General features: G+C 45.4%; 8 protein-coding genes. 2 read left to right on the forward strand and 6 right to left on the reverse strand.

Features of this window, described 5'->3' with window-relative positions:
- Positions 1–223: 223 nt before the first annotated feature.
- The 4 genes from QT973_RS08805 to QT973_RS27025 form a co-directional block, all read right to left on the reverse strand.
- Positions 224–3,661 carry a PAS domain S-box protein gene (locus QT973_RS08805; RefSeq protein ID WP_333211902.1) on the reverse strand — a complete coding sequence of 1,146 codons (3,438 nt, stop codon included), beginning with the start codon at positions 3,659–3,661 and terminating at the stop codon, positions 224–226.
- A gap of 627 nt (positions 3,662–4,288) precedes the next feature.
- Positions 4,289–6,295: an ABC transporter ATP-binding protein gene (locus tag QT973_RS08810; protein ID WP_333233879.1), complete on the reverse strand. Its 2,007-nt coding sequence runs from the start codon at positions 6,293–6,295 to the stop codon at positions 4,289–4,291.
- A 29-nt stretch (positions 6,296–6,324) separates the two neighbouring features.
- On the reverse strand, positions 6,325–6,627 hold the full coding sequence (locus tag QT973_RS27020; RefSeq protein WP_445243046.1) for a zinc ribbon domain-containing protein: 303 nt from the start codon (positions 6,625–6,627) through the stop codon (positions 6,325–6,327).
- Positions 6,611–6,946 carry an IS200/IS605 family accessory protein TnpB-related protein gene (locus QT973_RS27025; protein ID WP_445251911.1) on the reverse strand — a complete coding sequence of 112 codons (336 nt, stop codon included), beginning with the start codon at positions 6,944–6,946 and terminating at the stop codon, positions 6,611–6,613. The genes QT973_RS27020 and QT973_RS27025 overlap by 17 nt, the downstream gene beginning before the upstream one ends.
- Positions 6,947–7,771: 825 nt before the next feature.
- Between QT973_RS27025 and QT973_RS08815 the strand changes: the two genes are divergently transcribed.
- A complete protein-coding gene (locus tag QT973_RS08815; RefSeq protein ID WP_333056863.1) occupies positions 7,772–8,590 on the forward strand; it encodes a tetratricopeptide repeat protein in 819 nt (272 codons plus the stop codon).
- 490 nt (positions 8,591–9,080) lie between these two features.
- Here QT973_RS08815 and QT973_RS08820 read toward each other — a convergent pair whose 3' ends face one another.
- Both QT973_RS08820 and QT973_RS08825 read right to left on the reverse strand, forming a co-directional pair.
- Positions 9,081–9,317 (reverse strand): hypothetical protein, encoded by a 237-nt coding sequence (locus QT973_RS08820; protein ID WP_333056864.1) that lies wholly within the window; start codon positions 9,315–9,317, stop codon positions 9,081–9,083.
- A 247-nt stretch (positions 9,318–9,564) separates the two neighbouring features.
- Positions 9,565–10,350, reverse strand: coding sequence for a TIGR01548 family HAD-type hydrolase (locus QT973_RS08825; RefSeq protein ID WP_333211905.1), 786 nt, complete (start codon positions 10,348–10,350; stop codon positions 9,565–9,567).
- 177 nt (positions 10,351–10,527) lie between these two features.
- Between QT973_RS08825 and QT973_RS08830 the strand changes: the two genes are divergently transcribed.
- The gene (locus tag QT973_RS08830) at positions 10,528–10,839 is read left to right on the forward strand and encodes a 30S ribosomal protein PSRP-3 (RefSeq protein ID WP_333056906.1); all 312 of its coding nucleotides are present in this window, start codon (positions 10,528–10,530) and stop codon (positions 10,837–10,839) included.
- Positions 10,840–11,448 lie beyond the last annotated feature (609 nt).

Below are 11,448 nucleotides of genomic sequence, written 5' to 3' on the forward strand. Positions count from 1 at the left end.
GCCTGTAGAGTGCGTCTTGAGATTTTAGATTTTAGATTTTAGATTTTAGATTTTTAATATCATATCAATTTTAGTTGTCTCGTTCATATTGTTAACCAGACAAATTTCTGGTAAAATAAGTTTTATATGTTGGCGTTTGTAGGGTGAGTCAGTCTTAAGGTTAGTACAAAAAAATCTGGTTTTTCAAACTGACGCACCTTAGTATTTTTGCCTACAAACCAATTTAATTTTCTGTCCTTTTAATCGGAATTTCGATTATAAATTCAGTGCCTTTCCCCACCACCGAGAAACACTTGATTTCACCTTTATGTTTTTCGACAATAATTGAATGGGAAATCGCTAAACCCATCCCCGTTCCCGAACCGACCCGTTTTGTAGTATAGAACGGGTCAAATATCCGCTGCTTGACTTGATCTGTCATACCTGCACCGTTATCAGAAATTCTAATCACAGCGAGAGTACCTTCTACCTCTGTACGAATGCGAATAATTCCCGGATTTTCGAGCGGTTGTTGTAAAACGTCAATAGCGTTAGCAATAATATTCATAAACACCTGATTCAATAGTCCGGCGTAGCACTCCACCCGTGGCAATTTTCCGTATTCTTTAACGATTTGAATTGCTGGGCGATCGTACTCCGTACCCGCTACGCTATTGGGATGAACTTTCAGACGGTGTTCTAAAATCATCAATGTGCTGTCGATGCCTTCGTGAATGTTAACCTTTTTCATGTCAGATTCATCAAGGCGAGAGAAATTCCGCAAACTCCGCACGATATCCCGGATGCGAGTGGCTCCCACCTGCATAGAAGACAGCATTTTGGGCAAGTCGTCTAGCACAAAATCCAGCTCTAAAACTTCTATTTCTTCCTGAATCGCTGGAGAAGGTTCCGGGTATTCATCTCGATACATTTCTACCAGTTTCATCAGGTTTCTGGCGTATTCTTCTGTGTAGGTAAGATTGCCGAAAATAAAGCTGACAGGGTTATTGATTTCGTGGGCGATTCCTGCTACCATCTGACCGAGACTTGACATTTTTTCTGCTTGAATGAGCTGGGTTTGAGCAAGCTTAAGTTCGCACAGAGTTACTTCTAGTTTGGCTGCTTGTTCTTGCGCTATCCGGGCTGAATCGAGGCTTTGAGTGTAAAGTTTAGATTGACTGATCGCGATCGCTAGTTGATCGCCAATTGCCTCCATTAACTCCACTTCCTCTTTTGTCCACTGGCGAACCTCCCTGCAAGAAATGCAGCCAACAACACCAGTTAGACCCCCCGCACTTTTAATCGGCAAATCCAAGACAGACTTGCAACCAACCTCCAAAAAGAATTTTTGTTCTACGGGATCGCTGACAGTTGCAACATCATCTATTTGATAAACTTCCAAATTAGCGATTTTTCGCGGCAGCATACCCGTTATGTCAGCAGGAAAATAACCCAAAAGCGAGACCAAGTCATCATTTTTAGCTTCGTGGACGACATCCCAAGCTGGTGGCGAAGCGTCGGGCAAATACCAGATAAACACACAGCGATCGACTTGCAGCAAGTCGCGAATCTGCTGCACAGTTGTTGCTAAAATAGTATCTAAATCTAGAGATTCGCGGATATTGCTAGCTAGCTGGTTCAGCAGCGCTTCCTGCTCCGCTAATTTGCGGAATCTCGCTTCCGACTTTTGCAACTGTCTTTGAGATTCTTTTTGTTTTGTAACGTCCAAACCCAAGCCGATTAAGCCGATCGTGTTTCCAAAATCATCTTTGACCTTAGTTTTAATTGTCTCCAAATAATGTTCTTTACCATCAGCAAGCTGCATCACTTCTTCAGCATAACAGGGAATATCTTGGCTCCACGCTTGCGCGTCAGATGCCATGCAGTTAGCAGATGCTTCTAATCCCATAACTTCGGAATAGTGAGATGCTGCTAAAAATCTTGATTCAGGTATAGCCACATCTTCGCAGAAAGTTTTGTTAATTAATAACATCCGTCCGCTAGCATTTGTCAGCCATACCCAGATCGGAGCGTTGTCAATAATTGCCCTCAAAGTTTGCTGTTGTCTGGCGAGAGCTTCTTCTGTTTGTTTGCGCTTAATTCCCAGGGCGATCGTATCGGCACTTGACGCCAAAGCAATCAGCGTTGATTCGTTCAACTCCTGGCGAGCAAACATCGCGATTACTCCCAGCAACTGATTGTCAACAATTAGGGGATATCCAGCAAAAGCCACCATTCCTTCACGCGCCGCCCATTTTTTGTCCTGGATTCGGGGATCTTCTTTCACAGAATTAGTGATGTGAGGTTGTCGCTCCAGGGCGATTAAACCAATCTTGAACTCCCCGACAGCAATGCGGCTGTGAGCGCCGTCAATATGAGTATATATCCCCGCGCTTGCTTGCAGTTGCAATACATTTCCGTCTTCATTCAACGTCCAAATCCGAGCAAAGGCAACATCCAAATGGCGCACAACTGCATCGGCGCAATATTGCAAAGTTCTACGCAAACCCTGGTTTTGAGTTAGAACAATTCCCACATCTGCTGTGAATAAAGAAAGTTTCAATTGTTCTGCTAAAGCTTGTTCTGCTATTTTTCGCTCTGTAATGTCCGTAGCAGAACCGAGACGCTGCTTAATTTTTCCCTCCTCTGTTCTGCTAAATACAATTTCCCGGCTGACTAGCCAGCGCCAACAGCCATTTTTGTCGCGCACCCGGTATTCGTACTCACCAACTTCGCCGTCGGGAGCAGTTTCCAATTGCTGCAAATATTCTGGAAATTTAGCTAAATCATCAGAGTGGATAATGGTAGGCAACAGACTGCTGCCCATTTTTTGAACTTCTTCGACGGTATAGCCCAGCGCGACATTGATTTCGCGGTTGTTGTACACATTTCGCTGCTCGATCTCGTCGTAGACATAGAGAATATTCGGAGTAGCATTGGCAATTTGTTCGAGAAAACGCTGGCTTTCTTGCAGCGCTGCTTCTGCTTGTTCTTGAGCGGTAATGTCGCGCCCGACACCATAGATCAATTCTTCCTCGCAGAAACCCGTAGCAGTCCAGGCTATCCACTTGTAAGAACCGTTGCGACAGCGCCAGCGATTTTCAAACCCAACGGTATTATTCCCCGTAGCAACACTTTCAGCTTCTTTTAAAGCAGTTTCGCGATCGTCTGGATGCACGAATTCAATGAAGAGTTTGCCAATCATTTCTCCTGGGGAATAGCCGAGGATTTTTTCTGCTGCTGGGTTGATGAGTGTTATATAACCGTCAAAACTAATGACGCACAGCATATCTAGCGAGAGGCTAAAAAAGCGATCGCCCCCGTTGGGTTCGCTGGATGGGCGATCGTTTTGGGCTGCGACAGCAGAAGCTTTTGATCCCGCCCATACCGCCAAAAAGACAATATTTGCTATTGCCAAAAATCCCAGGGCGAGTTGGCGATGGTAGAAATTATCGCCACTGCCAGCTACGAGCCACCCGTTTAACACCAGCAGTACAATTATCAAAATTGAGAATAAACTCCCAGGGGCGATCGTCGCTACGCTGATTTTTTTTTCAGAATGCTTTCTAGATTCTGCTTTTTGTATTGTGGTGACTGCTGCCATAATTTTTGTCCACAACAATTGCAGGAATTTCACCAATTTAGTGCTTTTGGATTCTCCTACTTGAACTGAATGTTTCATTCTTTTACTCTATAGTTACTTTGAGTTGTGCTGATTTAAAAATTACAATAAAGATGTTTAAATATTATAAATATTTCCTACTTTGCGAGCTCTAATATTGAATAATTGGGTAAATGTACCCAAAACGAGGAGATAATTAAGTATATTTACGGAAGTAGCCACCAATCTCTTTTTAGCTGGGGTACGCATTTGCTAATTTTTGCGACTCAGAGAGAGAGTTTACTTATAATACTACGCGATATATTGTTGTTAGTCATTGGACATTTGGCCTAATTTACCTAGTCCTAGACGCAAACCCTAATTATCTAGGCTGCGCCTGAATCTGCTTACCGCCTTATCGTAGCCTGTTATACCGCACTTTTGGCCTGTAGAAATAACTTGGTTTGATGTAGAAAAATACTGCGTTTAGCGCCCTGGCTGTGGGTTAAACAGCCCGGAATATTAGTCAACTTCAAACAGGTTGAATGTGAGCATAAATTATGAATTTAAAATAAATATAAACTTCTGATTTGTGAAAAAAAAAATCTTCCTAGCAGTTTTTCCTTGCACGAGATGTTCGCGCGCAATGGCTAATTAGTAATTGGTAACGGGCAATTGGTAATTGATACGAGTTTAAAACACTAGATATCAATTTTGTTCTGATTCATCCGCAGGCGATGGGGGCCAAGCAGCTTGGCGACCTAGTTGCTGTTGCCGAATTCGCTCCAAATTCCCCGCTGGAATAGAAGCTATGAGTTGTCGCGTGTAAGCTTGCTGCGGTTGGCGGTAAATGCGCTCAGCAGTGCCAATTTCTTCGATTTTACCTTTGTTCATCACGATCGCGCGATCGCTCATAAACTTGACCACGCTCAAATCGTGAGAAATAAAAATATAAGTCAGTCCAAACTCTGTTTGCAACTCCTTCAGCAAATTTAAAACTTGCGCCTGCACCGACACATCTAATGCCGAAACCGACTCATCGCAAATAATAAACTTAGGATTCAAAGCCAAAGCTCTAGCAATACAAATTCGCTGCCGCTGTCCGCCCGAAAACTCGTGAGGGTAGCGCCGCATAAAATCGGGATTTAAACCTACTCTATCTAACAAATAAGCCGCGCGATCGCGCTGTTCTTTGTGGTTCTTACCAAAGCGGTGAATCACCATCGGTTCCATCACCGCATCCCCAACACTTAGACGCGGATCGAGAGAACTAAAAGGATCTTGAAAAATAATTTGCAGATCGCGCCGCAGCCACCGCAATTTGCGATCGTACTCTTTTTTCATCCGGTAATTAGCCATCCACTGCGATGCCGAACTACTTCTGGCAGGAGGCGTAATTTCTTGACCTTCAAAAAACACTTTACCGCTGGCGATCGGAATTAATTGCAGCAAAGCCCTCGCCAAAGTAGATTTGCCGCAGCCAGACTCGCCCACCAAACCCAAAGTCTCGCCGGGGTAAACCTCAAAAGAAATATCGTTTACCGCCATAAACAAGCGTTTAGTTTCGCCAAACATTCCCTGCACCGGAAAACCGACTCGCAAGTTATCAACAGCTAGCAAAGGGCCGGAAATATGCGGCAGCCTAGGCGGTTTTCCGGTTGCAAAAGCGGGATTTCCCCCACTGTTGTCGCCGTCTAAATCGGCATTTTTCTCGACAATTACTAATTCGCCGCTAGCATTTGTGGTGACATCCATAAAATCGGAAACTGTCGGCAAACGGCGCCTTTGCCGATCGAGAGTTGGGCGGCAAGCTAATAAACCTTTTGTGTAAGGATGTTGGGGATTGGTGAAAATTTGTTCGATCGCACCGCACTCAACAATCTTGCCTCGGTACATCACCGCCACCGTATCGCCAATTTCAGCAATGACGCCCAAATCGTGGGTAATAAAAATCATTGCCATGCCTCTAGAGTCCCGCAACTCCCGCAGCAAAGCTAAGATTGTTGCCTGCACGGTTACGTCCAAAGCCGTGGTAGGTTCATCAGCAATTAATAAAGTTGGATTGCAAGAAATGGCCATTGCAATCATCACGCGCTGGATTTGACCGCCTGATAGTTCGTGGGGATAGCGATCGAGCATAGCTTGTTTTTGGCCGTTGACGAGCTGCATCAAATCGCGATCGTCCTCCCGAACCGCTTCTTGCCGCAAAGCCAAACACCGCTGCCTGAGCTCATCGTCGCCCGGTAGCAGCTTCACTTCTTGCAGCAAAGAAGCAGCTTGGCGTCGCGCTTCTGTCTGCGACACCTGTTGGTGCAAACAAATGGCTTCTGTGAGTTGGAATCCGATCGTATAAACCGGATTTAGCGAACTCATCGGCTCTTGAAAAATCGTCGCAATCTGACTGCCCCGGTATGTTTGTTTTTCCCTGTCCGGCATTTCCAGTAGATTAAGGGGCCCATTGCTAGCGCCGTCTTTTGTCGGAGAAAACCAAATTTCGCCCTCGATTTTCGTTGACGAACTCGACAGCAAACCCATAACAGCCAGGGATGTTACCGATTTTCCCGAGCCCGACTCTCCCACGATGCCCAGAGTTTGCCCTCGCTTGACCTCAAACGAAATGCCGTCAACCGCTTTGACGGTTGCAGACGCATCGCCTGCGTCCGCAGATTGAAATTGAACCCGCAGGTTGCGAACTTCTAGGACGGTTTCACTCATGGAAGTCTATGGCAAAAATTAAAGGGAGACTAAGTGGATTGTAGCAGGGCCTGGTAAATTACCCAGCACGCTCCCTGAGTACAGGCACAGTGTGGGCTTTCAATCGCCCTGAAATAATCTTGCACATTGCAAAACAATCTCGAACATAAGGGCTTATTTACGAAAGCCCCAATAGCAGCAATATTCTTACTGCCGTTTAAGTCGGCATCACCTTTCCAGCCACAATGGTCACAAGCGAACTTTTTACCAATTCTATAAGATTCGCCCCGTCCAGGGTGAATATGATTGCACTTGTGGCACATTTTGCTAGTATATCTAGCTAGGCTCCCCAAACAAAATCTTTACGCTATGCTTTATAGCTTTGTAGATTAGGAATTGGCGCAACTGAAAGAATGCCCAGTTATTGAATCGTCTCCGCACTTGTTTCGAGCGTGGCTGCTGATTTGTGCGCTCCCTAATTCCCGTCAAATCTTCCAAAGCGACAACTTGATTTTTGTTCTTAGCCTTGGTTACGATACGGTGACTGATAGTGTGATTTACCAAAGTCTGAAAGCGCTTTTCCTTGCCCGACAACCGTTTCAACAATTCTCGACATCTACGCCGAGTGCAACGCGAGCCTTTCCTGGCTTTTCGCTGGATATTTGCTCTCAACTTGGCATAATGATTCCTAACTTTGGTAATTTATTTACCGCTAAATGTATCTCCCTCAGAAGTAACTGCAATATCACTCCTACCCAAATCACAGCAGTAAGTTTAAGGCTCTGGGAGCGAGAAAATTTTGTTTTTATAAATTATCGAACAATAGGGAACCAGAGGTTTTTAATATCGAGGAAAGATAATTTAATAAATCTTTGTATGCTGCAAGGACGACTCTCAAATAAAATGGGATAAGGCATCAAAGAAGCCAGCAACTCAATACTAACTTGTTTGTGGCATTGCCAAAGATATACCAAGATTTTAAGCGTCACGTATACGTCCGTTTTTAGTTGGTGTTGCAGGTGGATGTGGTAAAATTGAGGAAACATATTTAACAGATGGGGCTTGTTGACAAAAATTACCTCATCTTTTTTACCGCAACTTGCCGAAATCCGCAACAGGTAGGGATTTTGACGAGGTTGTCACCCCGTCAGCTCGCGAACGCCTGAAGGGTTGCATCAATTTTGATGGACTGCTCAGGCGCTACTTGGAGCTTGCAAGGGGCGGGTAAACCTGCCAATATCTGCCAATAATTGACAATCTCAAAAACCCGCGCCGGCCGGGATATTATGGTCAATCGATCGGACATGATATCAGTTAAACCCGCAACTACCCAACCAAAGTCCGCCTATCCCGACGAAACAAAATCCAGAACCTGCGGAGGCAGGTTTTGTCCCTGTAGCTGCGACTTAAGTCGCCCAGACTTTTCAAACATCTTCTAACCAACGCCCGCCAATTCGGTTAATAATATGTTTAGTAAAGTTTAAACGACCAACAACGATGATTCGCTCAGTTTTCACATTTTTTACAGTATTAATTGTAACCGGATTAGTATGGTTGGGAAATATCGCCCCCGTTGCCGCACAAGTACAACCAACAGATATCGCCGATCCCCAACAGGAATTGGGAGAACTCGTTCAAAAAGCTTTTGAAGCTACAAATGAAGGCAAATTTCCCGCCGCTGAAACTTTTTGGACTCAAATCATTGAAAAATTTCCCTCACAAGCGGCAGCTTGGAGCAACCGAGGCAATTCTAGAGTCAGCCAAAACAAACTACAAGCCGCTATTACCGACTACGAAAGAGCGATCGAACTAGCACCCGACGCCCCCGATCCCTACCTAAACCGCGGCACCGCCTTAGAGGGTTTAGGACGCTGGGAAGAGGCGATCGCCGACTACAATCATGTACTAGAATTAGACTCCCAAGATCCAGCCGCCTATAACAACCGAGGCAACGCCGAAGCAGGTTTAGGACAATGGGAACAAGCAATTGCCGACTACAGCAAAGCCTTTGAACTAGCCCCCGAATACGCCTTTGCCCGCGCCAACCACGCCCTGGCACTTTATCAAAACGGGCAAACCAAAGAAGCAATTCGCAACATGAAAAACATCGTCCGCAGATACCCCCAATTTGCCGACATGAGAGCCGCCCTCAGCGCCTGTCTTTGGGAAGCTGGAAATCGCGGCGAAGCTGAGAGCAATTGGGTAGCAGCCATCGGCCTCGACTCCCGCTACAAAGACCTCGATTGGGTTGCCAATACCCGCCGCTGGCCACCACTTGCAGTCAGTGCATTAGACAAATTCTTGCACTTGAAATAATCTCAAAACGCCAATGAAAAATTGTGAGCATCCCATAATTGTGGCGTATAATTCCTAAAAGGGATGCTCCAAAAAATTGCCAAATTTCATCCTAAGCTAGCAGTAAATAAACTCTTGAAGAACCATTTAACTGGTTCCCAAGCTCTGCCTGGGAACCGATGTAAGCGAGGCTCTGCCTCGGCCCAGACTAGGGAGGCTCTTCCTCCGGGTCTGCGTTACCAGGCTCTTCCTGGTAACGAGTATAATCATTTAGGATTGCTAAGCTGTTCGGCATTTAAAGGGCTTGCGTAAGGTGCGTCAGCATCTAAGGTTTTCCGTTTCAGCGTAAGGGTTCTAGCTGACGCACCCTACTAGCCTCGTTACTGGTTTAAATGCTCCACAGCTTAGAGCAGTAAATAAACTATTGAAGAACCATTAAAACTCTTCTTCCTGGTTTCTTATTTCCTCAATATTCATCCCTAAAATCCGTTCCCTCCGTTGAATTCTCTTCTCAAAAATCGTATTCTACTTCTCCAGCAACAATCCTATCTGTCACCAATATTCTGTACAGTTCCAGTTCTTCAACAGTAACTTTTCCGTCAGCACAAATCGCTCTTCTGATGTCTTCCATTTCTTGCTTAGATATCTTGCCGTTAGCAACAGCTCGCTCGATTTGGGCTTGGAGCTTTTCTAGTTGCCGAGTTTCTTCCAGCGTAGGTTGTTTATCAGTCGATCGCGAAACTAACATAGTGGCACTCTCCTAGAGCTTAACCTCTACTCTGTACTAAGCCGCCGCCGCAGATATTGTCAACTCAAAGATGCAAAAATTGACAAACAAATGTAACAAAACTACATTTACTTGTCAATAGGATAAGGTGCAAAATTATTTAACAAAATTACCTTTGTTTGTCAATAATATCCGGTTCGCTGCACCCTACAGACATTGTTTATCAAAAAAATAAGGTGCGGAATGCGTAGCCTACAGACTGACTGGCCTACTGAACTAATTCCCAAATCCGCGCAGCCGTCAACTCCTCGACATTCCTGAAAACCGCTGCTGCACCCGCATTTTCCAGCCCAGCAGCATAAGCCTCGCAGCGCACAGCATCATCCAAAACATGAGGTGGCAAAATTCCAGCCCCCAGCCAAACCCGATTTGGTTGCACTTCCCGCGCCTTCACAACCGTGTAAATATCCGCAACAGTATCTCCCGCGTAAATCACGGGCAAATTTTTTGCTAAACCATGCAGAGTTTCCAACTGTTCAATTGCCGCGAAAAGTCCAGCCGGATCGGGTTTTCCCGGTGCATCTTCCATCGCCACCAACACCGGGGAATTTAAACTCAGTTTCCCTGACAAAACATAAGCAGCTTCATCCCGCATCGCCCCGCTAAAAAAGCCCCAAACAATGCCCCCAACCGTTAAACTTTCCAGGTAAGCCGGACTTAACAGCAGCGGTTCGTCGCAAATGTAACCAGTCCAATTTTTCTCATCGGGCCCGCGATAGCGACTTTGGAAAAAAGCCACTAATTCGTCATAGTTGAGAGCGAGTTGGTTTCTCGATCGCCCAATTCCCTCAAAATAACGGCAAACTAACTCGAAAGACGCCTGCCAGTCATTATTCCACACTCCCTCAGACTTCAGAGAGTCGATATCGAGAGAATTCGGGCGAAAAGCACCCGCCGTGAAATGTTCCACCGCATCCGCGATCGCCCGCCGATAGGAACCCGACACATCCCGCACCACACCATCAATGTCAAAAACTACAATAACTCTGTTCACAATTTAACCATCCTTGTACCTAGGGCGGGTGAGAACCCAAATTTTATCGGTTTCCAGCCCCTGAGTGGCGCTAAAAGCAGTCGCGCCACAAAACTTTTTATGGCCGATGACCAATTATCGAACAGAGTGTGCTACGCTTAGCGATTGTAGAAATTTTTAACAAGTTCGATCGGAACCCTGGAGGTTTGCTTGTCCAAGTTCATCTTAAAAGTTCTCTGGCTAGAAGAGAATGTTGCCCTCGCCGTTGACCAAGTTGTCGGCAAAGGAACTAGCCCGCTGACATCCTACTTTTTCTGGCCACGCAAAGATGCGTGGGAAGACCTCAAAAACGAACTCGAAGCCAAACACTGGATTGCTGATAACGATCGCGTCGAAATCCTCAACCAAGCCACAGAAGTAATCAACTACTGGCAAGAGGAAGGCAGACGGCGCCCGATGACTGAAGCTCAGTCAAAGTTCCCCCTAGTGACTTTTACCGGCAGCAACTAAGCCCCGCTTTTAGTTGCTACCCATATACATTGCCTGTTATGGCTAACGAGGGGAAGGAGAGAGGGGAGAAGGCGAGAGGATTTGACGCTTTTTCCACCTCGCCGTGAAACATAAAATTTGAATTCGCTACAGCTTATATTGATATTAAATCCGATTTTCATACCTACTCTGGTTGTGGGCTTGGTCGATTCGAGATTTATTGAAAATAAAGCTCTAAAATCGGCGTTGTTTTGATAATTAATACTTAAGCGAAAAGTGGTTTGACGCGCTGCTTATAGATTTTTATGAACGGGCAAGATGCCCGTTCCACAAGAAAATTCCCTCTTTGTGGAACAGGCATCTTGCCTGTTATTGAAAAGGGTGCAAAATGTGAGTTATAACTGAAATGTACCATTGTCAATAAGCTTTATGAACGGGCAAGATGCCCGTTCCACAAGAAGAAAATCTACTCTTTGTGGAACAGGCATCTTGCCTGTTATTGAAAAGGGTGCAAGATGTGAGTTATAACTGAAATGTACCATTGTCAATAAGCTTTATGAACGGGCAAGATGCCCGTTCCACAAGAAAATTCCCTCTTTGTGGAACAGGCATCTTGCCTGTTATTGAAAA

Origin of the sequence: Microcoleus sp. Z1_A1 (genome assembly GCF_036700305.1) — a bacterium.
Lineage (GTDB): Bacteria > Cyanobacteriota > Cyanobacteriia > Cyanobacteriales > Microcoleaceae > Microcoleus.